This window comes from Novosphingobium meiothermophilum, from assembly GCF_003171715.1.
GTDB classification, from domain to species: domain Bacteria; phylum Pseudomonadota; class Alphaproteobacteria; order Sphingomonadales; family Sphingomonadaceae; genus Novosphingobium; species Novosphingobium meiothermophilum.
On sequence record NZ_QGHL01000007.1, the window covers coordinates 890,419 to 914,594 of the forward strand.

18 protein-coding genes are annotated in these 24,176 nt (G+C 63.6%); 9 read left to right on the plus strand and 9 right to left on the minus strand.

Annotation, left to right across the window (positions count from 1 at the left end; all coding sequences use genetic code 11):
- Positions 1-17: 17 nt before the first annotated feature.
- The 4 genes from DKM43_RS08215 to DKM43_RS08230 all read right to left on the minus strand — a co-directional run bounded on the left by DKM43_RS08215 (position 18) and on the right by DKM43_RS08230 (position 6,016).
- A complete protein-coding gene (locus DKM43_RS08215) occupies positions 18-1,625 on the minus strand; it encodes a phytoene desaturase family protein (protein ID WP_109797919.1) in 1,608 nt (535 codons plus the stop codon).
- Positions 1,626-1,715: 90 nt separating this feature from the next.
- Positions 1,716-3,506 (minus strand): CshA/CshB family fibrillar adhesin-related protein, encoded by a 1,791-nt coding sequence (locus DKM43_RS08220; protein WP_161554052.1) that lies wholly within the window; start codon positions 3,504-3,506, stop codon positions 1,716-1,718.
- A gap of 225 nt (positions 3,507-3,731) precedes the next feature.
- Positions 3,732-4,586 (minus strand): p-hydroxycinnamoyl CoA hydratase/lyase, encoded by an 855-nt coding sequence (locus DKM43_RS08225; protein ID WP_109797921.1) that lies wholly within the window; start codon positions 4,584-4,586, stop codon positions 3,732-3,734.
- A gap of 29 nt (positions 4,587-4,615) precedes the next feature.
- Positions 4,616-6,016: an aldehyde dehydrogenase gene (locus DKM43_RS08230; protein WP_109797922.1), complete on the minus strand. Its 1,401-nt coding sequence runs from the start codon at positions 6,014-6,016 to the stop codon at positions 4,616-4,618.
- A gap of 177 nt (positions 6,017-6,193) precedes the next feature.
- On the opposite strand from DKM43_RS08230, the gene DKM43_RS16470 reads away from it, so the two are divergent.
- A complete protein-coding gene (locus DKM43_RS16470; protein ID WP_161554053.1) occupies positions 6,194-6,457 on the plus strand; it encodes a hypothetical protein in 264 nt (87 codons plus the stop codon).
- Here DKM43_RS16470 and DKM43_RS08235 read toward each other — a convergent pair.
- Positions 6,435-7,430: an NADPH:quinone oxidoreductase family protein gene (locus DKM43_RS08235; protein ID WP_109797923.1), complete on the minus strand. Its 996-nt coding sequence runs from the start codon at positions 7,428-7,430 to the stop codon at positions 6,435-6,437. The genes DKM43_RS16470 and DKM43_RS08235 overlap by 23 nt on opposite strands.
- A gap of 419 nt (positions 7,431-7,849) precedes the next feature.
- On the opposite strand from DKM43_RS08235, the gene DKM43_RS16475 reads away from it, so the two are divergent.
- Positions 7,850-8,173 carry a UrcA family protein gene (locus DKM43_RS16475; RefSeq protein ID WP_161554054.1) on the plus strand — a complete coding sequence of 108 codons (324 nt, stop codon included), beginning with the start codon at positions 7,850-7,852 and terminating at the stop codon, positions 8,171-8,173.
- Between the two features lie 111 nt (positions 8,174-8,284).
- Here DKM43_RS16475 and DKM43_RS08245 read toward each other — a convergent pair whose 3' ends face one another.
- From DKM43_RS08245 to DKM43_RS08255, 3 genes are all read right to left on the minus strand, one after another.
- Positions 8,285-9,217, minus strand: coding sequence for a response regulator transcription factor (locus DKM43_RS08245; RefSeq protein ID WP_109797925.1), 933 nt, complete (start codon positions 9,215-9,217; stop codon positions 8,285-8,287).
- A gap of 2 nt (positions 9,218-9,219) precedes the next feature.
- On the minus strand, positions 9,220-10,932 hold the full coding sequence (locus DKM43_RS08250) for an ATP-binding response regulator (RefSeq protein WP_236632451.1): 1,713 nt from the start codon (positions 10,930-10,932) through the stop codon (positions 9,220-9,222).
- Positions 10,933-11,161: 229 nt separating this feature from the next.
- A complete protein-coding gene (locus tag DKM43_RS08255) occupies positions 11,162-11,365 on the minus strand; it encodes a hypothetical protein (protein WP_109797926.1) in 204 nt (67 codons plus the stop codon).
- A 325-nt stretch (positions 11,366-11,690) separates the two neighbouring features.
- Between DKM43_RS08255 and DKM43_RS08260 the strand changes: the two genes are divergently transcribed.
- From DKM43_RS08260 to glgX, 7 genes are all read left to right on the plus strand, one after another.
- The gene (locus tag DKM43_RS08260; RefSeq protein WP_236632452.1) at positions 11,691-12,230 is read left to right on the plus strand and encodes a cytochrome b; all 540 of its coding nucleotides are present in this window, start codon (positions 11,691-11,693) and stop codon (positions 12,228-12,230) included.
- A 320-nt stretch (positions 12,231-12,550) separates the two neighbouring features.
- Positions 12,551-14,962: a glycogen/starch/alpha-glucan phosphorylase gene (locus DKM43_RS08265; protein WP_109797928.1), complete on the plus strand. Its 2,412-nt coding sequence runs from the start codon at positions 12,551-12,553 to the stop codon at positions 14,960-14,962.
- An 8-nt stretch (positions 14,963-14,970) separates the two neighbouring features.
- The gene (gene glgB / locus DKM43_RS08270) at positions 14,971-17,136 is read left to right on the plus strand and encodes a 1,4-alpha-glucan branching protein GlgB (RefSeq protein WP_109797929.1); all 2,166 of its coding nucleotides are present in this window, start codon (positions 14,971-14,973) and stop codon (positions 17,134-17,136) included.
- An 18-nt stretch (positions 17,137-17,154) separates the two neighbouring features.
- Complete coding sequence (gene glgC, locus DKM43_RS08275) at positions 17,155-18,414, plus strand: glucose-1-phosphate adenylyltransferase (protein WP_109797930.1); 1,260 nt, start codon at positions 17,155-17,157, stop codon at positions 18,412-18,414.
- Positions 18,411-19,868, plus strand: coding sequence for a glycogen synthase GlgA (gene glgA, locus DKM43_RS08280; RefSeq protein WP_109797931.1), 1,458 nt, complete (start codon positions 18,411-18,413; stop codon positions 19,866-19,868). The genes glgC and glgA overlap by 4 nt, the downstream gene beginning before the upstream one ends.
- A complete protein-coding gene (locus DKM43_RS08285; protein ID WP_109797932.1) occupies positions 19,865-21,493 on the plus strand; it encodes an alpha-D-glucose phosphate-specific phosphoglucomutase in 1,629 nt (542 codons plus the stop codon). The genes glgA and DKM43_RS08285 overlap by 4 nt, the downstream gene beginning before the upstream one ends.
- On the plus strand, positions 21,490-23,340 hold the full coding sequence (gene glgX / locus DKM43_RS08290) for a glycogen debranching protein GlgX (protein WP_236632453.1): 1,851 nt from the start codon (positions 21,490-21,492) through the stop codon (positions 23,338-23,340). Before DKM43_RS08285 ends, glgX begins: the two co-directional genes overlap by 4 nt.
- Here glgX and DKM43_RS08295 read toward each other — a convergent pair.
- A complete protein-coding gene (locus DKM43_RS08295) occupies positions 23,252-24,160 on the minus strand; it encodes a helix-turn-helix domain-containing protein (protein ID WP_161554055.1) in 909 nt (302 codons plus the stop codon). The two genes, glgX and DKM43_RS08295, sit on opposite strands and share 89 nt — an antisense overlap.
- Between the last annotated feature and the right edge of the window lie 16 nt (positions 24,161-24,176).

The following is a 24,176-nucleotide window of genomic DNA, read 5'->3' on the forward strand; positions in this document are numbered from 1 at the left end:
AAAAGGCAAGGCTGGCGTCACCTGCGGTGCAGCAGCTTCCACAGCACGGACCTGTCGCGCAGGATTTCCCGCGCGGCATTGTGCCCCGGCGCGCCGGTCACGCCGCCGCCGGGGTGCGCGCCCGATCCGCACAGGTAAAGCCCGCGGATCGGCGCGCGATAATCGGCATGGCCCAGAACGGGCCGCGCGGCCCATAGCTGATCGAGGCTCATCCGCCCGTGGAAGATGTCGCCGCCCACCAGCCCGAACTTGCGCTCAAGGTCGAGCGGTGAATGAATCTGCCGCGCAATCACGCTCTGCCTGAAGTTGGGTGCGTGGGCGGTGACGGTGTCGATAATCAGGTCGGCCACCTCTTGGCGGCAATCGTCCCAGCTGCGCCCATCGGGCAGAACCGGGGCGAACTGCTGACAGAACAGGCTGGCGACATGGCACCCCGGCGGCGCAAGGCTGTCGTCGAGGGTTGAAGGAATCAACATCTCCACGATCGGCGCGCGCGACCAGCCGTGCGTTCTGGCATCGTCAAAGGCTCGGTCCATGTAATCCAGCCCCGGTGCAATCACGATCCCGGCAGTATGGTGCTCGGCCAGCGCCTTGCCGGGCAGAACGGAAAAATCGGGCAGTTCGCTCAGCGCAACGTTCATGCGGAAGGTGCCCGATCCGGTCTTGTAGCTGGCCATGCGACGCCGGAAATCGGCATCAAGATCGGCTTGATCCACCATCTCCCGGAACAGCAGCGCCGGTCCGACGTTGGCCGCCACCACGGGCGCATGCAGTTCCTCGCCGCTTTGCAGCCGCACCCCGCGCGCGTGGCCCTGTTCGACCAGCACCCGTGCCACGGGCGATTCAAGACTGATCTCGACGCCAGCCTCGCGGCAGGCGGCTGCCATGGCCGTGGTGATCGCCCCCATCCCGCCAATCGCGTGGCCCCACACGCCAGCCTTGCCGTTCACCTCGCCAAACACGTGGTGCAGCAGGACATAGGCCGATCCCGGCGTGGAAACCCCGGCGAAGTTGCCCACCACGGCATCAAAGGCAAAGGCGGCCTTCACCCGCTCGTCAACGAACCAGCCGTCAAGGAACTCGCGGGCAGAGCGGGTGAATATTTCCAGCAGATCGCGCTGGGTTGCACGGTCAAGCCGTGCCAGCGGCCAGCCCTGAAGCGCCGCTGCCTGCATGGCGGCCAGCCCCCCGCCGGGACCGGGCGGGGTTTGCAGGGCAAGATCGCGCAGCACCGCCGCAAGCCTTCCCAGAGCGGCATCATAGCGCGGATAGCTTTCGGCATCGGGCGGAGAAATCCGCGCGAACTCAGCTCTCGTTCGCCCCTCACCCAGTTTGAGATAGCTGTCCGCAAACGGCAGGAAGTTGCCCACCTTGCGCTCCACCACGCGGTAGCCGTGATCGCGCAGGCGCATGTCGGCAATGACCCTGGGCTGGAGAAGGCTGACGGTGTAGCTGGCCGTGGAATTGCGGAAACCGGGATGGAACTCCTCGGTCACGGCCGCGCCGCCCGCAATCTGCCGCCGCTCCAGCACGCGCACCCGCATTCCTGCCCGCGCGAGATAGAACGCGCAGACAAGGCCGTTATGGCCGCCGCCGATAATCAGCGCATCGTAATGTCCGGGCAAGTCGCGCTCCGTGGAAGTCAGGTCTGAACCCGACCCTTATCCGCACCGGCACGCGCCGTCAGCGATTTCCTGAAGGCTGCCCTTGGGCCGCTAGTCCATCCGGGCGCGGAAGCGGATGGTGAAGCTCGGCTGGGTCGTGGCTGTGGCCGCAGACATGGTTCCGGTCGGCGCGATCCTGATGCCCCTGACCTGCGGATCGAAAGCGCCCGTGGGCGTATAGGTGAAGGGTGCGCCGCCACTGGCCTGCGAGGAATACGTGACCATGGTCGAGGCGTTGAAGGTGTTCAGGCCGCTGGCGGTGGTGCCATTGGTGAACGTTACCGGCGTGCCCGTGGCAAAGGCCATGTTGGATGGCATCCGGTCCACCAGCACGATCGTGCTCGAATCGACCGTGCTGGCCCCGATGTTGCGCACGGTGATGGCATATTCCACGATCGCGCCCGGCATGGCCTTGGGATTGGCTGTGCCGTTCACCGGATCGGAAATCACGCTGCTGGTTTTCTGGATATCCAGCACCGCAGTGCTCCGCCGCGTGTTGGTGATCGTGCAGGTCACAAGATCGCCGAGATTGGGCGTGATGGTGCCGGGCACCACGGTCGGCAGGGTCGTTCCGGTTCCGCTCGATGCGTTGGTGCAGGCCATGGTGGCCGTGTAATTGCGAAGATCACCCGTCCCCGCTGCGATCTCGTCGAGCGTATAGGCTTGTCCTGCCAGCAGTTGCACGACGCCCGTATCGCCGCCCGTCACCGTGCCCGATGTGCCACTGGTCGTCGCCTGGGCCACCACGGTCGTGCCCTGCATCATGCGCACCGTGAATTGATCTCCGGCGAAGCGCCTGCCCCCCGATCCCAGCGCCTTCAGCAGCCTGACACGGGGATGGGCACCGTTGGTAAAGGTGCAGAGCAAAGCCTCGCCGAATTGCAGGGTGCCGAGGTTGAACTCGGTTGCTGCAACGTTGTTGGGCAGTCCGGGACGGGTCGCGCCCGCGGTATTGGTGCAGGTCAGGCTTGAGGCATATTGCGTAAGCGTGCTCACGCTGCCCGATGCCATGACTTCGCGAACGGTCAGCGCAACGCCCGATGCAAGGCTCAGCGGCGTGGCCGAGAAAGGACCGTTGCCGGTTCCCGAAGTGGTGCCGCTGGCCATGACCGTGCCGCCCGAACTGCCCACGATCTCGAAGCGAAACTGGTCGGCAGAATTGATCCGCGGCCCCACGATGGTCTTGCGCAGACGGATCGTGGCGAAGCGCACCGCGAACATCACGCCCTGAAGCCCGCCCGCCACGGTTTCCACCGTCACGGTCGTCGGGCTGTTCGACCCCACGATATAGGCCCCAACAGTGCCGCCAACCCCGGTGATGTTGACCGATGACGAGCCGACCCCGCTGATGGCGGGAAACGTGCTGCCACTGATCGGCGGAACACTGTCGAGCAGGGACCATGCGGAACCGTTAGTGGTATAGCGCAGCGCCTCGCCCTCGTTGCTCGATTCCGCATCCGCCACGATGAAGGCATAGGCTGTTACTGCCGCTGCGCCCGGCGGCGGGGTGATGCTGATACCCGAAAGCGTGATCAGGCGTGTGCCTGCCGCTGCGGTATAGAGCACGGGCCGCCCCGGAATGCCGATGAAGGCCGTATTGCCAAAGGCCGCCCCCGACCATGAAGGCGCCGCCACGGCATTGTAGGCCGTGGTCGTTCCGCCTGTCACGCGGGCGTTGAACGAAAGCGTCGATCCATCAGGCAGCGCGAACGAAAGGTTCTGCCCCGAAGCAGAACGCGCCGTGGTATCGTTGTAATTGGCAAGGTTCAGCCAGCAGTAGGTTTCCCAGCTTGAAGGAGCCGTGCCCTGGCTTGCCGCAGGCGAACAGTTCTGTGCACGCACGGCCCCGCCCCATCCAAGGGCTGCCGCGCAGAGAATCACCGCCACGATCGCGCGGCACAGACGAGATAACGAAACCATGCCGCACAACTACAGATATGACGGTAAAAACCCTGTTAACCGTGGTCCGCTCCATCGCCCGTGCCGCTTGCGGTTTGCGAAACGGAAAAACCCCGGCCGCTGGGCGGACCGGGGTTCATCCCAAGCAGGCAGGTTCACGCCAGAAGATCAGCGCTTGATCTGGCTCGTATCGAACGTGCCCAGACCGGGCTTGAAGCTCTTTTCGTCAAGAAACTGGCGCGTGGCTTCCTTGCGCGCTTCGACTCCGCCAAAACTGTGCAGCGCTTCCTGGGCGCGGATCAGATAATCCTCGGCGTTGTCATAGGTCATCTCGGTCATGCGACGCACGGCCCACTTCGTCGCACGAAGGGCATGTCCGTCCTTCTTGCACAGCGCCTCGGCAATCTCCAGCACACGGGCCTTCAACCGCTCCGCCGGCACCGCTTCGGTGACTAGCCCCTGCTCCTCGGCCTGCTTGCCGGTGAGGTTCTCGCCCATCATGGCATGATACATCGCCTTGCGCAGCGGCATGAGATCGGCAACCACCTTCGAGGCGCCGCCACCCGGCAGGATGCCCCAGTTGATTTCCGAAAGGCCGAACTGGGCTTCTTCGGCGGCAATCGCGATATCGCAGGCAAACAGCGGCCCATAGCCGCCGCCGAAGCACCAGCCATTGACCATGGCGATCGTCGGCTTTTCATACCAGCGCAGGCGTTCCCACCACGCATAGGCTTCGCGCTGCGACTTGCGGATCGCCCACAGCCCCTGCGCCTCGGTTTCGCGGAAGTATTCCTTGAGATCCATGCCGGCCGACCAGGCTTCGCCCTCGCCGGTCAGGACGAGCACCTTCACGTCCTCGCGGAACTCAAGGTCTGCAATCACCCGGCCCATCTGGCGGTTGAGCTTGGGGCTCATGCAGTTGCGCTTTTCCGGGCGGTTGAACGAAACCCACGCGATGCCGTTCTCGACGGTAAAGGCGACGGTATCTTCTTCCGCGCGTTCGATCTTCTGCTGTTCAGTCATGTTAGATCCTTGAAGGAAAGTGTGCGATTTCAGATGGGATAGTGGCCGGGCTGGGTTTCCATCGTGATCCAGCGCAGTTCGGTGAAGCTGTCGATCCCGGCCTTGCCGCCAAACCGGCCATAGCCCGACGCGCCAACCCCGCCGAAAGGCATCTGCGCCTCGTCATGCACGGTCGGGCCGTTGACATGGCAGATGCCCGAACGGATCTGCCGCGCAACGCGCAGGCCGCGGGCCGTATCACGGGTGAATACGGCAGCGGACAGTCCGTATTCGGTATCGTTGGCCAGCGCGATGGCATGATCCTCGTCGCGCGCGCGGATCACGCCCACCACCGGGCCGAAGCTTTCATCGCGAAACAGTTTCATGTCCTGCGTCACGCCATCAACCACGTGGGCAGGCATGAGCACGTTCTGCGTGGTCTCGCCGCCGGTCAGGAGCCGCGCCCCCTTGGCCAGCGCATCCTCGATCAGGCTGCGGCAGTGCGCCACGGTCTTGGCATCGACGACCGCGCCCAGCGGAGTCGTCCCCTCGCGCGGATCGCCAACCGCCATTCCGGCCACTTTGGCACGGAACTTTTCGGCAAAGGCATCGGCCACCGCATCGACCACGATGATCCGTTCGGTCGACATGCAGATCTGGCCCTGATTCATGAAGGCACCGAAAGCCGCAGCCTTCACCGCCTCATCGAGATCGGCATCTTCCAGCACGATCAGCGGCGCCTTGCCGCCCAGTTCCAGCAGGCAGGGCTTGAGGTGCTGCGCGGCGCGCACCGCGATGATCCGTCCCACGGCAGTCGATCCGGTGAAATTGATCCGCTTCACCTGAGGCGCATCGATCAGCGCGCCCACCACTTCGGGCGCATCGGCCGGGGCATTGGTGACGACATTGACCACGCCTTCGGGAAAGCCTGCTTCGGCAAATGCCTCGATGATGAGCGAATGGGTGCGCGGGCACTGTTCGCTGGCCTTGAGGATCACGGCGTTGCCGCAGGCCAGCGGCACCGCAATCGCGCGCACGCCAAGGATGATCGGCGCATTCCACGGGGCGATACCCAGAATAACCCCCACCGGCTCGCGCAGGGCCATGGCAAGGCAGCCGGGCTTGTCGGAGGGGATGACTTCGCCCGAAATCTGCGTGGTCAGCGCGGCGGCCTCACGCACCATGCTTGCCGCAAGACCAAGGTTGAACAAGGCCCATCCCTTGGTGGCGCCAATCTCGTTCATCATCGCATCGACGAAAGCGTCGGCGCGTGCCTCAAGCGCCGCGGCGGCCTTCATCAGCACGGTCCGGCGCGCATTCGGCCCCATAGCCGCCCATGCGGGAAAGCCCGCCTCTGCCCTGGCGGCAATGGCCGGGATTTCGGATGGCTGCATGGCCGGTGCACTGGAAGCCACTTCCCCGGTCAGCGGATTGATGCGTTCGAACTGCATGGCTGCTCTCCCAAATATGTTATGTTTTATAGCAATTGCGATCAGGGCTTGCAACAGCGGATTGCAGCCGGAGACGGACTTTCCCGACCCTGCACAAATGTGCAGGTGCAAGAATTGCCCTTATACTTTCGGCCAATGAAGCCTGTGCCACCGCCCAGTCACTTGCATTGAAATCACATGGAAATCGGGGTTGCCCCCCGCTACCGGCTCTACGACGTCATGCAAGTTGCACTATCTGCAATCATAGCATCGGATTTCGCACTTGCAGAAGAACGGGGAAACGCCCATCTCGGACGGGCCTTTCAGGCATCCTCTCCCAAACTTCAAAGGGCCGCCCGGCAACGGAGCGGCCCCTTTTTTGCTCATGCGGCGGTTCAGTCTGTGCGCGGCCTTATCAGCTTTGGCGGGATGAGCGTGCTCAATCAGGATGCGGCAGGATGACGCTTCTGCCAATCACTGTCCGTTCCTCCATCGCGCGATAGGCATCGGCCCAATCATCAAGCGGATAAGTGGCTTGAACATGGGGGCGAATGCGCCCGGCCTCGGCAAGGCCGAGAATGCTTTCGATGTTCTGTGCACCCTTTTCCGGAAAACGGCGCCCATATTCCCCGGCCCTCACGCCGATGACGGAAAATCCCTTGATGAGCGGTATGTTGACGCCAATCTGCGGGATGCGCCCGGCCGCAAACCCTACCACCAGAAGGCGCCCGTCGAAGGCGATGCAGCGGGTGCATTGATCGAAAGCGTCTCCGCCAACCGGATCGAAGATCAGATCGGCACCCTTTCCGCCGGTAATGTCGAGAACCTGCTCCCGCAGGCTGATCGGCGCACCATCGATGACATGATCCGGCCCATAGAGCGCGGTGATCGCATCGCGCTTGGCCTTGGTCGATGCCGCCGCAATGACCTTCAGCCCCAGCGCCATGCCCAGATCGACGGCAGCCAGCCCCACCCCGCCCGCCGCGCCAAGAACCAGCAGCCACTCTCCCGGCTGGGCCATGCCGCGCCGCACCAGCGCAACCCACGCGGTGAGATAGGCGGCCCGCAGAGCCGCCCCTTCCGCCATGGAAAGCGGCTGGGGCAAGGGCATGATCGCCTGCTTGTTGAATGCGCCGAACTGGGCAACGCCCCCGGTCAGCCCGCCAACGATCACCTTGTCCCCTTTGTGCCATCGCCCCCCGCGCGGGGCATGGACAACGGTTCCCGCCGCCTCCATCCCCGGCACGAACGGCAGGGGCGGCTTTGCCTGATAGGCTCCGCGCGTCATCAGGAGGTCGGGAAAGCCAAGTGCTGCCGCTTCGATGCGGACGAGCACTTCGTCGGCGCCCGGCTGCGGGATGGGCACGTCCACCACGCCAAGGCCGCCAAGATCATCGCTCAGCCGCTGGACCTGAAGTGCACGCATCATCGTCATCGCATTCTCCCCGCATCGAACCTGAAAGATAGGCCGCTCCGGGCCAAGAGCGAATTGATGACGGATTGCAGGTTTGCTGCATTGCAGCATTTCCACGCGCTGGCTCGTCCCTCCGCCGCCGGACGGCAATGCGCCAGACCAACCCCCTGACTTGTCTGGATTTTCGGACATACGTCCTAAGTGAGGGTATTACAGGCTGCTGCGAATGTATGAAGTTTCACGGTAAAGCCGCCGTGCATTGCTGCGAAGCAAAAGACGAAATATCTGATTTTTCGAGATATTTTTCAAAATTCGCTTGTTTCAGCGACGAGCCCGGATTATCTGGAAGGTGGATGGATATAACGGGCAATCCGCCATCTTCTCAAATGGAAGCCGGACCAACCGGTTCCAGCAAGAGATTGAACGCAGGAGAATACGCCATGAACAAGCTTTTCGCCGCCGCCGCGGCGCTTGGCCTGCTGTCTGCGCCGCAGATCGCATCCGCCAGCCCCAGCCGCGCGCCCCAGACCGTCAACATTTCGGTCAACGCTGATGGTCTTGACCTCAGCCGCCCCTCAGACGTGCGCACCCTGCGCAACCGCATCGCCGATGCGGCTGCCGAAGCGTGTGATCCGGCCGATCGCATGATCGTGACCCCGATGCCTGACTACGCCTGCCGCCGCGCCGCTGTCGCCAGCGCCGAACCCATGGTGCAGGAACTGGCGCAGGCCGCTCAGCGCGGCGCCATGGCACGTCGCCGGTAAGAGCGTTCGGGAACGCAGCAGCCGCAGCCTGCGGCCAAGGCCACGACTGAGGCAACAAAACGCCGGACGGCGGATCTCTGCCGCCGCCCGGCGTTTTTCTTCACAGCAAGCTCAGTTGCCCAGCACCTTGATCGCTACGGCTGCGGCAGCCGCACGGGTTTCAACGCCGAGCTTCTCGTAAATCCGTTCGAGGTGCTTCTGCACCGTGCGCGGGCTGATGGCGAGCACTTCCGAGATCATGCCGTTGGATTTGCCATAGCTGATCCAGAGCAGAACTTCGGCCTCGCGATCGGTCAGGGAAAGGCGCTGTTGCAGGCGGCTGACATCGGCCTTGGGGTTGAGTTCGTTGAGCCGGATCAGCACTTCGTTCTCGCGATATCTCGCAATGACCACGAGTTCGAGCGTGCAATCGCCCTGCTCGATGCGCGCTGAAGCGCCCAGTTCATCGCGCGCGAGCAGCCGCGCCAGCGATGCGCGCATAACTTCGGGCAGTGCGCGCTGTTCGCGGTCCCAGCCGGGGCTGAGCCGGGCAATCGCCTGTTCGGCCATTGGCGTGCACCACAAGAGGTTGCCGTCGGCATCGGTGGCCATCATCAGGCGCCCGGTAGCATCAAGCCCCGCCGCCCCGGCGTGCATGGCGCGCGCATGGCCGATATGCACCCTGACACGCGCCAGCAGTTCGTGAACGTTGACGGGCTTGCGCAGATAATCGACGCCGCCCACCTCGAACCCCTCGATCACATGCTCGCTCTCGGTCAGGCCCGTCATGAACATGACCGGCACATGCGCCAGTTCGGGGCGCTGCTTGATCCGCGCGGTTGCCGCAAAGCCGCCGATGCCCGGCATGACCGCATCCATGAGAATGAGATCGGGGGTGACGTGCTGGAGCAGTTCCAGCGCCGCCTCCCCGGAGATCGCCACCAGAACGGTTATGCCGGCACCCTCCAGCGTGTCAGTCAGGAAGCGGAGCGAATCCGGCTCGTCATCGACAACGAGGACCGTATCGCGCCGGGCGCCTGCGCCAATCCCTCCTGCGCCGCTCATCGTCAGAACTCCTCCAGAATGCGTTTGATTGCCGCAAGATCGAACCGATCGAGACAGGCATAGAGCCGCGCCGCCAGTTCGTCCGCCGATGGTTCGGCCTGCTCAAGCTCGCGGATTTCACCCTCCAATGCGCGCACATGGCCGATCTGCACAAGCGATTTGATCCGCTCGACATGTGCGCGCACTTTGGCAGACCTGCCCGCGGCCGCTTCTTGCGGCGAAGCTGACTGACCCGATGCGCCGGAATTGGCACTGTCATCCGCTTCCGCCGGATACTGCCATTCAAGCCCAAGCTGGCGGCCGATCGCGTCGATAAGAGCCGAAAGCTCGATCGGCTTGATCAGGAAGGCATCGTGATCGGCCTCGCGCCCCGCCACGCCGTGCCGTTCAAAGGCGTTGGCCGAAAGCATCAGTATCTTCAGATCGCGGCCCTTGCGCGCCCGCAGCGCCGCGGCGACCTCCCAGCCGGTCATCCCCGGCATGCTGACATCGCAGATCACGGCATCGAAATGGCCCTGCTCGGCAAGGGCCAGCGCCGCAGGACCATCGCTCGCCTCGGTCACCGCGAAACCGATCTCGCCAAGGGTCATGCGCAGCACGGCCAGATGATCGCGGTCATCGTCTACCAGCAGGATCGCCCGGCGCGGTCCGGCATAGCCGATCGGGCGCAGGCGCTCCGCCGAACGCTCTACCAGCCCGGATACCGGCGGGGCCATGAGCGTCAGGCTGAACCGGCTGCCTTGGCCGGGGCTGCTTTGCAGCGAAAGGTCGCCGCCCAGCATCCGGGCAATCGCAATGGTTATGGCAAGACCAAGACCCGCGCCCGAACTGCTGCCGGGTGCCGGGGTCGTTGGTGTCACACCTCGGCTGCCCTCCTCGCCCGCATCACTGCCGCGCTGGAACGGCGAAAAGATCGCCTGCTGGAGTTCGGGCGCAATTCCCGGCCCGGTATCGCTGACCACGAAAGTCGCCGTCTGCCCGGACCAGCGCAGTTGCAACCCGATCTCGCCGCGCTCGGTGAACTTTACCGCGTTGGACACAAGATTGATAAGGGCCTGTCGCACGCGACGCTCGTCCATGCGAACAAACTCAGGCATACGGTCCGGCAGGTCGAGCCGAAAGACAAGGCCCTTCTGTTCGGCAAGCGGCGCAAACATTTCCGCCACCTGTTCCACCAGTGCGTCCAGGCGGACGACCCCGTTGTCGATCCGCACGACGCCCTGTTCCACCGAAGCGATATCGAGCAGCCCCTCTACCAGATTGGTGAGATGCTCGGCGCTGCGGCGGATGACCCGCGCGGCGTTACGCGGATCGATGTCCGCCCCGCGCTCCACCAGTTGGGCGTATCCGTAAATGGCGTTCAGCGGTGAACGTATCTCGTGGCTTACATTGGCAAGGTAGCGGCTCTTGGCGAGGTTTGCCTGTTCGGCAGCGTCGCGCTGACGGGTCAGTTCGGCAACCTCGTCAACCTCGGACCGTGCGGGCGCAGATACCGGCGATGGATCGTTCCCGCCAGCGCGTGAGGTCAAGGCGACACCAGCAGTGCCGCCACGCAACGCCAGCGCCACAAGACCGGCCGTACTCGCCATCATCATGATCGTGCGAACCGGGCTGATCGAGCCGAGGTAGAGATCAAGACCCGCAAGGGCGATGCCAAGCACCCCGGCGGCGAGAGCCGCGCTGCGAAAGCCAGAAAAGCCCGGAAAGCCACACACGCCACCGCTATTGCGCCTTGGGCGCCCTTCGGCAAGCCTGTAGCGGTCAACAAGACCACCTTTCCTGCGTCAACCGGAGAGCGGAGCATCAACGCTGGCTCGCCCGGAGCGAGCCGCCAGACAACCGGCGCACAGGCTGCGACCCGATGCCGCCCCGACCGATGCTGCTCCGGCCGATGGTGCCCCGGCAGATGATGCCCCGGTCCGTCTGGCTTGCGTCAGAGCCTGGTCAGATCACGTTATCGCGCTGCAAACGTTGCAGCAGTCGCACGGCAACCGAATGCCGGATGGCCTTGCCCTCGCGCAGCTTGACCCACGTGTTCAGGCCGATGCCGAAGTGGTTCTGGATCACTTCCGGTTTCTGGCTCTTGAGCATCGACGCCATCTTGCTGACGACGGCTGGCTCCACTTGGGTGAGACGCTGGGTAGTCATTTTCCCTCACACAGTTGGCTTGTTTGGTTGTCCCGATGCCGCGCAATCTATTTTTTGCACTGCGGAATCGCCCATACGTCATTTGCCGCATGGAATTACTGGACAGACGTCATAGTTTCGACTGCTACCAGTTGAGTGGCCATCAGGCTTGCGCGAACATTGCGCAACTTTTCCCAAAACGTGGCCCTCATCCAGCTGCCACCGCTATTCCGCTAATGCCCCTTGGTGAAGGGACTTCATGGTGGCAGGATGGCGCTGCGTCGGCGCCTTGCGTGTTGGCAAGGGCAGGCAGACGGGATCGGAAACTGACTTCAAGGAGGGTCAATTGGCAACGTTGGCTTCGGGCGGAGAACTCCTCCGCTACAATACGGTCGCTAGAACATTTCATGCCATCATCGCCGTGCTGGTGATCCTGAACCTCATCGGCGGGATCGGGCACGAAGCTTTCGAGGACATCTTCAACCCGATCCCGCTGCACAAGGCGACGGGAATCGTGATCCTGCTGCTGACGCTCGCCCGGATCGGATGGCGCCTCACGTGGACCATGCCGGATTGGCCCGCCACGATGAGCAGCGTGCAACGCGCCGTTGCCCGCATCACGCACGGCTTGCTCTATTTCCTCATGCTCGCCGTGCCGATTACCGGCTGGATCATGTCCTCGGCGGGCAAGTATCCCATTTCGATCTACGGCCTGTTCGACTGGCCCAAGCTGCCCGTGGCCAAAGGTTCGGCCCTTGCGGAAGCCGCGCACGAAGGGCACGAAGTGCTCGGACTGCTCATGGCGGCGCTTGTCGTGCTGCACATTGGCGCGGCGCTGCATCATCACTTCGTCATGAAGGACAACATCTTGCGGCGCATGCTCTGACGCGCAGACGTATTCTGGCCGACAGGCTGCCCGCCTGTCGCTAGAAGCGCGGGCGTGACACAAGACGGGCGGGGCACATTCATGGATCGAAGCGCACGGCAGCAGCTCTTGCGCACCGCTCGCTGCGTGGATTACGTTCGCCTGGGAAGTGCGATGATCTGCCTTGCAAACCGCCCCTTGCCATCGACGCACGCATCCAGACGCGCGTCGTGGGAATCCAGAAGCGGCATCATGGCTGGAAAGGCCCGGCGCAACGGGCGCGGGATCACGCCGGGCACAATTCGCCCGCTGCCCCGGCCCATCAGGGTGGGACACGTGCTATGAGCCTCGACAGCAATTCCAGGGCCGCGCAACTCGATGCGCAGATCATCGACGTTCTGCGCAAGCGGGTGGGCAAGGACGAACGCGCCGCGAAACCGCATGACTGGTATACCGCCACGGTCCTGACCTTGCGCGATGCGATTATCGATCGCTGGATGGAATCGACCCGCGAAACCTACGAAAAGGGGGCAAAGCGGGTTTACTACCTCAGCCTCGAATTCCTGATCGGACGCCTGCTGCGCGATGCGCTTTCCAACATGGGCCTGACGCGCGACATGGAAAAGGCGCTGCGCGAACACGGCCTTGACCTTGCGGCGCTGGAGAATCTGGAACCCGATGCTGCACTGGGCAACGGCGGGCTTGGGCGTCTGGCCGCCTGCTTCATGGAAAGCCTCGCCAGCCTCGGCATTCCGGCCTACGGTTATGGTATCCGCTACGTTAACGGCATGTTCCGCCAGCGCATAGACGATGGCTGGCAGGTGGAACTGCCGGAAACCTGGCTGAGCCACGGCAACCCGTGGGAGTTCGACCGCCGCGAAAGCGCCTATGTCATCGGGTTTGGCGGTGAAGTGGTGGAAACCGGCGATGGGGTTGAATGGCGCCCTGCCGAACGGGTCGAGGCCAGCGCGGTCGATACCCCGGTGGTCGGCTGGCGCGGCAAGCGCGTCAATACCCTGCGCCTGTGGACCGCCCATGCCTTCGATCCGCTGCGGCTGGATGCCTTCAATGCGGGCGATCACTTCGGCGCCATGGCCGAACAGGTCCGTGCCGACAGTCTGGTGCGGGTGCTCTACCCGGCAGATTCAACACCGGCCGGTCAGGAGCTGCGCCTGCGGCAGGAGTATTTCTTCACCTCGGCCTCCATTCAGGACATCGTGCGACGGCACGTTCAGTTCCATGGCGATGTCCGCAGCCTGCCGGAAAAGGCGGCGATCCAGCTTAATGATACGCACCCGGCCGTAGCCGTCGCCGAACTCATGCGCCTGCTGGTCGATGCCCACGGGCTTGAGTTCAACGAGGCATGGGAACTCACCAAGGGCACGGTCGCCTATACCAATCACACGCTCCTTCCCGAAGCGCTGGAATCATGGCCCCTGCCGCTGTTCGAACGGCTGCTGCCGCGCCACATGCAAATCGTCTATGCCATCAACAGCCGCGTCCTGCGCGAGGCGCGCAAGGCCGGAATGGATGATGCCGCAATTGCCGCCATCAGCCTGATCGACGAGGCAGGCGAACGCCGCGTGCGCATGGCAAACCTTGCCTTTGCCGGCGCACACAGCGTCAATGGCGTGGCCGCGCTCCATACCGACCTGATGAAGTCGACGGTGTTTTCCGATCTTCACAGGCTCTACCCCACGCGGATCAACAACAAGACCAACGGCGTAACGCCGCGCCGCTGGTTGCAGCAGTGCAATCCCGGCCTCACTTCGGTGCTGAAGGACGCCATTGGCGATGCTTTCCTTGATGATGCGGAAAAGCTCGCCGATCTGAATGCGCTGGCCGAGGATGCCGCCCTTGGCGAACGCATCGCCGAGGTAAAGCGTTCCAACAAGATCGCCCTTGCGCGCCATATCAAGGACTTGATGGGCGTTCGGCTTGACCCCGATGCCCTGTTCGATGTTCAGATCAAGCGCATTCACGAATACAAGCGCCAGCTTCTGAACCTGATCGAGACTGTCGCGCTTTACGACCAGATCCGCAGCCACCCGGAGCGTGACTGGGTTCCGCGCGTGAAGATCTTCGGTGGCAAGGCAGCGTCCAGCTATCACAACGCCAAGCTCATCATCAAACTGGCGAACGACATCGCCCGGCGCGTCAATTCCGACCCCTCGGTCGGCGGGCTGCTCAAGGTCGTCTTCGTGCCCAACTACAACGTCAGCCTTGCCGAACGGATCATCCCGGCGGCCGACCTGTCGGAACAGATCTCGACTGCGGGGATGGAGGCTTCGGGCACCGGCAACATGAAGTTCGCGCTCAACGGTGCGCTGACCATCGGCACGCTCGACGGTGCCAATATCGAGATCAAGGACCGCGTTGGCGACGCGAATATCGAGATTTTCGGCCTGACTGCCGCCGAAGTCGAAGAACGGCGTGCCACCGGCTATGTCCCGCGCGAGGTGATCGAATCATCGCGCGAATTGCAGCAGGCGGTTGCCGCCATTGCCACGGGCGTGTTCTCGCCCGATGACCCACAGCGCTACGCGGGCCTCATGGGCGGGATCTACGATCACGACTGGTTCATGGTTGCCGCCGATTTCGACAGCTATCATGCCGCCCAGCGCCGCATAGACCAGCGCTGGGAAGACCAGGCCGGGTGGCGCGCGGCGGCCATCCGCAACATTGCCAACGTCGGCTGGTTCTCGTCCGACCGCACCATCCGCGAATATGCGCGCGACATCTGGGGGGTCTGACAGCAACAATGAAACCATCGGCGCGCGCCATCGAAGCCCTGCTGGAAGGGACGCACGCCGATCCTTTTTCGGTCCTTGGCATTCACGAAGGACCGGAGGGCGCCTTTGCCCGCGCCATCCTGCCCGGCGCGGAAGAAGCCGTTGCATGGTCGCTTGCCGGAAAGAAACTGGGCAAGCTCATCCGCGTTGACGGGCGGGGTCTGTTCGAAGGCAAGGTCAAGGGGCCGCGCCAGCCGGTGCGCTATGCCTGCAAGGCGGGCAAGCATGAATGGCTCGTCACCGATGCCTATTCGTTCGGCCCCGTGCTTGGGCCGATGGACGATTTCCTGATTGGCGAAGGCACCCACCTGCGGCTCTTCGACAAGATGGGCGCTCACCTGATCGAGCACGAAGGCGCTTGCGGGGTCCACTTTGCGGTCTGGGCACCCAATGCCCGGCTGGTGAGCGTGGTGGGCGATTTCAACGACTGGGACCATCGCCGCCATCCGATGCGCCGCCGCGCGGATACCGGCGTGTGGGAGATCTTCATTCCCGACATCGGCGAACACCGCACCTACAAATACCGCGTGGTGAGTGCCGATGGCACTGTCCTGCCGCTCAAGGCCGATCCCTTCGCGCAGGCATGCGAGTTCCGGCCCAGCACCGCCTCGATCACTGCCCACCCGGTGAAGATGGATTGGGGCGATGACGCCCACCGCGCCCACTGGGCCAGCGTTGACGCGCGCCGCCAGCCCATGTCGATCTACGAAGTCCACCCCGGATCGTGGCAGAAGCCGCACGAGGAAGGCTTCTACTCGTGGGACGATCTGGCTGAGCGGCTCATTCCCTACGTGGCGGAGATGGGCTTCACCCATATCGAGTTCCTGCCCGTTTCCGAGCATCCCTATGATCCGTCATGGGGCTATCAGACAACCGGTCTTTACGCACCGTCGGCGCGCTTCGGCCCGCCCGAAGGCTTTGCCCGGTTCGTGGATGGCGCACACCGCGCCGGGATTTCGGTCCTGATAGACTGGGTTCCCGCCCATTTCCCTACCGACGAGCACGGGCTGGTGCGCTTTGATGGCACCGCGCTTTATGAACACGAAGACCCGCGCCTTGGCTTCCATCCCGACTGGAACACGCTGATATACAATTTCGGTCGCCGCGAAGTGGCGAGCTTCCTTGTCAACAACGCCCTGTTCTGGGCCGAGCGCTACCATGTCGATGGCCTGCGCGTCGATGCGGTCGCCTCGATGCTCTACCGCGATTACTCGCGCCCGGACGGCGAATGGATTCCCAATGCCGAGGGCGGCCGCGAAAACTGGGAAGCGGTCGATTTCCTCAGGGCCATGAACCGCGCCGTCTATGCCAGCCATGCCGGTTTCATCACGATTGCCGAGGAATCAACCGCATGGCCCGGTGTATCGCGGCCCGCGTTCGATGAAGGTCCGCGCGAAAATCTGGGTTTCGGGTTCAAGTGGAACATGGGCTTCATGCACGACACGCTCCAGTACATGGCGCGCGATCCCATCCACCGCCGCTATCACCACAACGAAATCACCTTCGGCCTGACATACGCCTTCTCGGAAAACTTCGTGCTGCCGCTCAGCCATGATGAGGTCGTGCACGGCAAGGGCAGCCTGCTTGCGAAGATGAGCGGCGACGACTGGCAGAAGTTCGCCAATCTGCGCGCCTATTACGGGATGATGTGGGGTTATCCGGGCAAGAAGCTGCTGTTCATGGGGCAGGAGTTCGCCCAGCGCCGCGAATGGAGCGAGGCGCGCGGGCTGGACTGGAACCTGCTGGATGCCCCGGCGCACGAAGGCGTGCGCCGCTGGGTGCGCGATCTCAACCGCATCTACACCACGCGCCCGGCCCTGCACGCCCGCGACTGCGAGCCGGAGGGCTTCGAATGGCTGGTGGTCGATGATGCGCAGGCATCGGTCTTTGCCTGGCTGCGCAAGGCGCCGGGGGCGCGGCCCGTGGCCGTTATCTGCAACATGACCCCGCAGGTCCACGATCATTATCGCCTGCCGCTGCCGCATGACGGAGAATGGCGCGAAGTGCTGAACAGCGATGCGCAGGACTACGGGGGAAGCGGCATCGGCAATCTGGGACAGGTCGAGGCAGCGGACGGAGCGGCGTTCATCGTGCTGCCGCCGCTGGCCACGCTGATCCTTGAATATCAGGGATAACAAGGGAAGGAACAGGGGATGCGCGACAGTTACTCTCAGCCGCTGGCCCGCGACGCCATGGCCTATGTCCTTGCGGGCGGACGCGGCAGCCGCCTGAAGGAACTGACCGATAACCGCGCCAAACCTGCCGTCTATTTCGGCGGAAAATCGCGCATCATCGATTTCGCGCTGTCGAACGCGATCAATTCCGGCATCCGCCGGATCGGTGTGGCCACGCAATACAAGGCGCACTCGCTCATACGCCACATGCAGCGCGCATGGAACTTCATGCGCCCGGAGCGCAATGAAAGCTTCGACATCCTGCCTGCCTCGCAGCGTGTGTCGGAAGATCACTGGTATGAAGGCACAGCCGATGCCGTGTTCCAGAACATCGACATTATTGCCTCCTATGCGCCCAAATACATGGTCATTCTGGCGGGCGATCACATCTACAAGATGGATTACGAACTGATGCTGCGCCAGCACGTGGACAGCGGCGCCGATGTCACGATCGGCTGCCTGGTGGTCCCGCGCATGGAGGCCACCGGGTTTGGCGTCATGGCCGTGGACAAGGCCGATACCATTACCGCCTTCGTCGAGAAGCCCGCAAATCCGCCCGGCATCCCCGGAAACGAGGACATGGCGCTGGCATCGATGGGCATCTATGTTTTCGAAACGAAGTTCCTGTTCCAGATGTTGCAGGAAGACGCCGACGATCCCAATTCCTCGCGCGATTTCGGCAACGACATCATCCCGAAGATCGTGAAGAACGGCAAGGCCGTGGCCCACCGCTTCACCAATTCCTGCATCCGCGCGGCCGAGGAAATCGAGGAATACTGGCGCGATGTGGGAACGATCGACGCCTATTTCGAAGCCAATCTCGATCTTACCGACGTGGTGCCGAAGCTCAACATGTATGACCGCGACTGGCCGATCTGGACCGATCAGATCATCGCCGCGCCTGCCAAGTTCGTGCATGATGAGGATGGGCGGCGCGGTATGGCGATTTCGTCGCTCATCAGCCAGGACTGCATCGTTTCGGGCGCGCTGGCCAAGCGCAGCCTCTTGTTCACGGGCGTGAAGATGGGATCGTTCTCTTCCTGCGAGGAAGCGGTCATCCTGCCCTATTGCAACATCGGGCGTGGCGCGCGGCTCAAGCGGGTGATCCTTGATTCCGGCGTGCGTATCCCCGAAGGTCTGGTCGTGGGCGAAGATCCCGAACTTGACGCCCGCCGCTTCCGGCGTTCCGACAGCGGGGTCTGCCTCATCACCAAGCGGATGATCGACCAACTGAAATGACGATCCGGGTTCTCTCCGTCGCATCCGAGGCCGTCCCGCTCATCAAGACCGGCGGCCTTGCCGACGTGGCAGGTGCGCTTCCCGACGCGGTTGCGCCCCACGGGGCTCAGATGACGACGCTTCTGCCCGGCTATCCGTCCGTGATGAAGGCGCTGTCGCGTCCTCGCGCGGTCCACACGTGGGACAGCCTCCTGGGCGAGAAGGCGCGGCTCGTGGCCGGGCATCTGGGCGATCATCCGCTGCTGGTGCTTGATGCCCCCGCCTATTTCCTGCGTGACGGCGGCCCCTATGGCGATGGCGCGGGGCGCGACTGGTCGGACAACTGGCGCAGGTTTGCCGCATTCGGGCGGGCTGCGGCGGATCTCGCCGCAGGGGCGGCAAAGGGGCGCAGCTTCGATCTCGTTCACGCGCATGACTGGCAAGCCGCCATGGCCCTTGCCTATCTGCGCTTCGCCCCGTCCGCCCAGGGGCGGCGCATCCCCTCAGTCATGACGATCCACAACATGGCCTTTCAGGGCCACTACGGCGCCGACATTTTCCCTGCCCTCGCCCTGCCCCCGCACGCCTTCGCGATGGACGGGGTCGAATACCACGGAGGCGTGGGCTTTCTGAAGGCGGGCCTCGAAGCGGCAAGCGCGATCACCACCGTCAGCCCGACTTACGCGCGCGAAATCCGCACGGCCGAGTTCGGGATGGGCCTGGAAGGGCTGATCCTCAGCCGCGAGGGACGGGTCCACGGCATCGTCAACGGGATCGATACGGCGCAGTGGAACCCGCAGACCGATCCGGCCCTTGCCAGCCGGTTCAGCGCAAGGACGCTGGGCAAGCGCGAGGCCAACAAGCGGGCGCTTGAAGCAGAGTTTGCGCTGGAGCCGGGCGAAGGCCCGGTCTTCGTCGTCATTTCCCGCCTGACCTGGCAGAAGGGCATCGATGTCCTGCTGGAATGTGTCGATCATCTGGTCGGCCTTGGCGGCCGCCTTGCCTTGCTCGGTTCGGGCGACAAGGCGATGGAAAACGCTTTCCACGCCGCCGCCATGCGCCACCCCGGCAAGGTGGGCGTGCGCATCGGCTATGACGAGGCGCTTTCGCACCGGATGCAGGCAGGCGGGGATGCCATCCTCGTGCCATCCCGCTTCGAACCCTGCGGCCTCACCCAGCTCTATGGTCTTGCCTATGGTTGCGTGCCGGTCGTCGCCCGCACGGGCGGCCTTGCCGATACGGTAATCGATGCAAACCTTGCGGCCGTCATGGGCGGCGTTGCAACCGGCATCCAGTTCAACGGCGTGCACCATTCCTCGCTTGCCGACGCCATAAGCCGTGCCGTAACGCTCTACGCGCAGCGCGATGTCTGGCAGGCAATCCAGCGTGCCGGCATGAAGACAGACTTTTCGTGGAACCGCTCTGGTCGCGCCTATGCGGAACTCTATGCCAGCCTCCTTGCGGAGAACACATGACCCGTATCGTCCCGTCCCAGCCCTATTCCGGCCAGAAGCCCGGCACCTCCGGCCTGCGCAAGAAGGTCAAGGTGTTCCAGCAACCCGGCTATGCCGAAAATTTCATCCAGTCGGTTTTCGATGTGGTGGAGCGCGCACCCGGCAGCACTCTGGTCCTTGGAGGCGACGGGCGCTACCACAACCGCACCGTCATCCAGCAGGCTATCCGCATGGCCGCTGCGAACGGATACGGCAAGGTTCTGGTTGGCAAGGGGGGCATCCTTTCCACACCCGCGGCTTCCAACGTGATCCGCAAACATGGCGCGTCGGGCGGTCTGATCCTTTCGGCAAGCCACAATCCCGGCGGGCCGGACGAAGACTTCGGCATCAAGTACAACATCGCGAATGGCGGCCCTGCCCCCGAAGGCGTGACCGAGGCAATCCATGCCCGCACCCAGACGATCGACCGCTGGCTCACCGTGGACGCGCCGGATGTCGATCTCGACACGCTTGGCACGACGCAGATAGGCGCCCTCGCAGTCGAAGTGATCGATCCGGTCGCCGATTACGCGCAACTCATGGAATCGCTTTTTGATTTCAGCGCGATCCGCGCCCATGTTCAGTCCGGTTTCAGCATGGCCTTCGATGCAATGAGCGCCGTGACCGGACCATATGCGATCGAGATTCTCGAAAACCGGCTGGGCTTTGCCAGGGGCACCGTGCGCAATGGCATTCCGCTTGAAGACTTTGGCGGCCATCATCCCGATCCAAACATGGTTCACGCACATGAACTGTTCGAAACGATGTTTGCGCCCGATGCACCGGATTTCGGCGCAGCCTCCGACGGCGATGGCGACCGCAACCTGATCGTCGGGCGCGGGCGTTTCATCACCCCGTCAGACAGTCTCGCCATGCTTGCCGCCAATGCCCACCTCGCGCCGGGCTATGCTGGCGGGCTGAAGGGCATCGCGCGTTCCATGCCCACCAGCGCCGCGGCGGATCGGGTGGCCGAAGCGCTCGACCTGCCGTGCTTCGAAACGCCCACCGGGTGGAAGTTCTTCGGCAATCTGCTCGATTCTGGTATGGCCACGATCTGCGGCGAGGAAAGCGCCGGAACCGGCAGCGACCACGTGCGCGAGAAGGACGGCCTGTGGGCCGTGCTGCTCTGGCTCAATATCCTTGCCGTGCGCGGGATCAGTGTGGATGCGCTGGCACGCGACCATTGGGCACGGTTCGGCCGCAACTACTATGCCCGCCACGATTATGAAGCCCTGCCCACAGAAAAGGCCGATGCCTTGATGGCACAGCTTAAGGAATCACTCTCAAGTCTGTCCGGCAAGGTATTCGGTACACTGGAAATTGCCGAGGCCGACAACTTCTCCTACCGCGATCCCGTCGATGGCTCCACCAGCAGCAATCAGGGCGTGCGCGTGATGTTCAGGGGCGGATCGCGCGTGGTCTTCCGTCTGTCCGGCACCGGCACCGAGGGCGCAACCTTGCGGGTCTATCTGGAACGCTATGAACCTGTCGGCGGCGATCTGGACCGAGAAACCCCCGAAATGCTGGCCGATCTCATCGCTGCTGCTGACGCAATCGCGGGGATCACCCACCACACCGGCCGCACCGCCCCCGACGTGGTGACGTGACGCTCAAGGCCATTGCAGAAGGGGTCCGGATCGCGGATGGCAGAACCCGCTTCACCGTCCGCTCTCCTCGTGCCGAAGCGCTCGACCTTTGCCTGTTCGAAGGCGCTGCCGAACAGCGCGTTCCCATGGTCCGGTCAGGAGAGATCTGGACCGCGGAAATCGCGCGGGACCTGCGCGGAGTGCGGTATGGCTACCGCGCTGCGGGAGAATGGAACCCTCGCGCCGGTCTCTGGTTCGATCCCGCAAAGCTGCTGATCGATCCCCATGCGCTGGAACTGGACAGGCCATTCATCCATGATAGCAGATTATCCAGCTATGGCTTTGATACGGCAGGAATAGTTCCGAAAGCCATCGTCACCGCTCCGCAAGCGGTCATGCCCCAACCGCCGCTCTTCCGCCATGGCGGGCTGATCTACGAACTCAATGTGCGCGGTTTCACCATGCTGCACCCCGATGTGCCCGAAGCCATCCGGGGCACCGTGGCCGCGCTGGCGCACCCGGCCATCATCAGCCATTTCCAGCGCATGCGCGTCTCGGCGGTGGAACTCATGCCGGTCGTTGCCTGGATCGATGAACGCCACCTGCCCCCGCTCGGCCTCAGGAATGCCTGGGGTTACAATCCCGTCGCCCTGATGGCGCTTGATCCGCGTCTGTGCCCCGGCGGCGTGGCCGAACTGCGCGATACGGTGGCGGCCCTGCGCCATGCGGGCATCGGCGTGATCCTTGACATCGTGCTCAATCACACCGGCGAGTCCGATGTCCTTGGCCCGGTCATCTCGCTGCGCGGTCTTGACGATGCGGCCTATGCCAAGGCGCCGGACGGAAGCCTGATCAACGACACGGGCTGCGGCAATACGCTCGATTTCGGCAATCCGGCGGTCCGCGCACTTGCGCTCGATACTCTGCGCCATTTCGTGAGGCATTGCGGCGTCGACGGTTTCCGCTTCGATCTTGCACCCGTTCTTGCGCGCAGCCCCGGCTTTGCGGCGGATGCGCCGATCTTTGCAGAGATTGCCTCCGATCCGTTGCTGGCGGACCGGGTGATGATTGCCGAACCCTGGGATATCGGCCCCGGTGGATACCAACTGGGACGTTTCCCGCCCAACTGGCTGGAATGGAACGACCGCTTCCGCGATGATGTGCGCCGCTTCTGGAAAGGCGAGGCGGGACTGGGCCTGCTTGCGACGCGGATCGCCGGATCGTCCGACATTTTCGGCAAGGCGTGCCGCTCGGTCAATTTTCTCGCCGCACACGATGGCTTCACGCTCGCCGACACGCTCGCCTACGCGCAGCGCCACAACCATGCCAATGGCGAGGGCAACCGCGACGGGCACGGCGAAAACTTCAGCTGGAACAACGGCGCGGAAGGGCCAACCGACGATCCATCGATCCTTGCCCGCCGGGCTGCCTTTGCGCGCGCGATGCTGGGCACGCTGTTCATCTCCACCGGCACCATCATGCTGACGGCGGGCGACGAGTTCGGCCGCAGCCAGCGCGGCAACAACAATGCCTACGCGCAGGACAATCCGATCACCTGGATCGACTGGCAACGGCGAGATCTGGCGCTTGAACGCCATGTCTGCGAACTGTCTGCATGGCGCAGCGCCATGATCCCCGTCTTTGAACGCTTCCCTGAAGATGGCGCGTGGCAGCGCCTTGATGGAGATGCAGCGCACGGCAGAGAGGCCCGGATGCAACCCGCGGACTGGGAAAACCCTCAAACGCCGGGCTTTGTCTGGCAGAATGCAGCATATGGCTTCACCGTTCGGCGTGTGCCTCCGCAGGCCGTTCCTGCTCCAGCAGCGCCTTGCGGAAATCGCTTGCCGTCTGCCCCGTCCGCGCCTTGAAGAAACGCGCAAAGTAGGCTGGGTCGGCAAAGCCAAGGGCATAGGCCACCTGCGCGACGCTCGCCCCGGTGAACGCGAGGTTGCGCTTGGCTTCGAGCAAAAGACGATCATGCACGAGGTCGGCGGGCGCCTGTCCCGTCAGCTTGCGCGTGGCGCGGGTCAGCGTCGACGCGGTGGTCCCAAGTGCCGCGGCATAGGCGGGGATCGCGCGGTGTTCGCGGTAATGCCGCTCGATAAGCGCCCTGAACCGGGCGACCAGCGCGCTGTGCAGGCTATGCCCGCCGGGATTGTCCGCGCGTGCGGCAGCTTCAAGCGAGGTGACAAGGATTAGCGCGACTTGCGCCAGAACGCCGGTTCCCGCCTCTTGGCCATTGCGCAAGGCAGAGGCGAGATCTGCCAGGAGCCAACCGAGCCGGGCCGCAGTTGCACAGCCGCCATCTAGCGAAAGCGCCTGCGTCTGCTGAATAGCTGCCAGGCCGGCGAGCAATCCGGAAAGGCGCGGATCATTGACCAGATCGGCCGCCAGCGAAAGAACCCAGCCTTCCACCCCAGGGTCAAAATGGAAGGCATGAACGCAGGCCGCCGGCACGAGTATGAGGGCCGGGCCGCAGAGCCTGCTGCGGCCAGCTTCGCCGCGCACTTCGGCTGAGCCGGTTTCGACCAGCAGAACCTGCACCATGTGCGGGTGAGCATGGGGGGCAATGGTCCAATCGTGCAGACTGGACCGATCGAAGATACGCTCAAGATGAACGAATTCAGCCGGAATTGCCGCCCCTTGTTCACCGTAAAGGGCGAAACGGTCAATCTCGGTTCCGCGCATGCCATGAGAGTGCCGA

Bases quoted from the DNA above. Each gene is read 5' to 3' on its own strand.
- DKM43_RS08225 (WP_109797921.1), bottom strand. From the start codon at position 4,586: ATGACTGAACAGCAGAAGATCGAACGCGCGGAAGAAGATACCGTCGCC.
- DKM43_RS08230 (WP_109797922.1), bottom strand. From the start codon at position 6,016: ATGCAGTTCGAACGCATCAATCCGCTGACCGGGGAAGTGGCTTCCAGT.
- DKM43_RS16470 (WP_161554053.1), top strand. From the start codon at position 6,194: ATGGAAATCGGGGTTGCCCCCCGCTACCGGCTCTACGACGTCATGCAA.
- DKM43_RS08235 (WP_109797923.1), bottom strand. From the start codon at position 7,430: ATGACGATGATGCGTGCACTTCAGGTCCAGCGGCTGAGCGATGATCTT.
- DKM43_RS16475 (WP_161554054.1), top strand. From the start codon at position 7,850: ATGAACAAGCTTTTCGCCGCCGCCGCGGCGCTTGGCCTGCTGTCTGCG.
- DKM43_RS08245 (WP_109797925.1), bottom strand. From the start codon at position 9,217: ATGAGCGGCGCAGGAGGGATTGGCGCAGGCGCCCGGCGCGATACGGTC.
- DKM43_RS08255 (WP_109797926.1), bottom strand. From the start codon at position 11,365: ATGACTACCCAGCGTCTCACCCAAGTGGAGCCAGCCGTCGTCAGCAAG.
- DKM43_RS08265 (WP_109797928.1), top strand. From the start codon at position 12,551: ATGAGCCTCGACAGCAATTCCAGGGCCGCGCAACTCGATGCGCAGATC.
- glgB (WP_109797929.1), top strand. From the start codon at position 14,971: ATGAAACCATCGGCGCGCGCCATCGAAGCCCTGCTGGAAGGGACGCAC.
- glgC (WP_109797930.1), top strand. From the start codon at position 17,155: ATGCGCGACAGTTACTCTCAGCCGCTGGCCCGCGACGCCATGGCCTAT.
- glgA (WP_109797931.1), top strand. From the start codon at position 18,411: ATGACGATCCGGGTTCTCTCCGTCGCATCCGAGGCCGTCCCGCTCATC.
- DKM43_RS08285 (WP_109797932.1), top strand. From the start codon at position 19,865: ATGACCCGTATCGTCCCGTCCCAGCCCTATTCCGGCCAGAAGCCCGGC.
- DKM43_RS08295 (WP_161554055.1), bottom strand. From the start codon at position 24,160: ATGCGCGGAACCGAGATTGACCGTTTCGCCCTTTACGGTGAACAAGGG.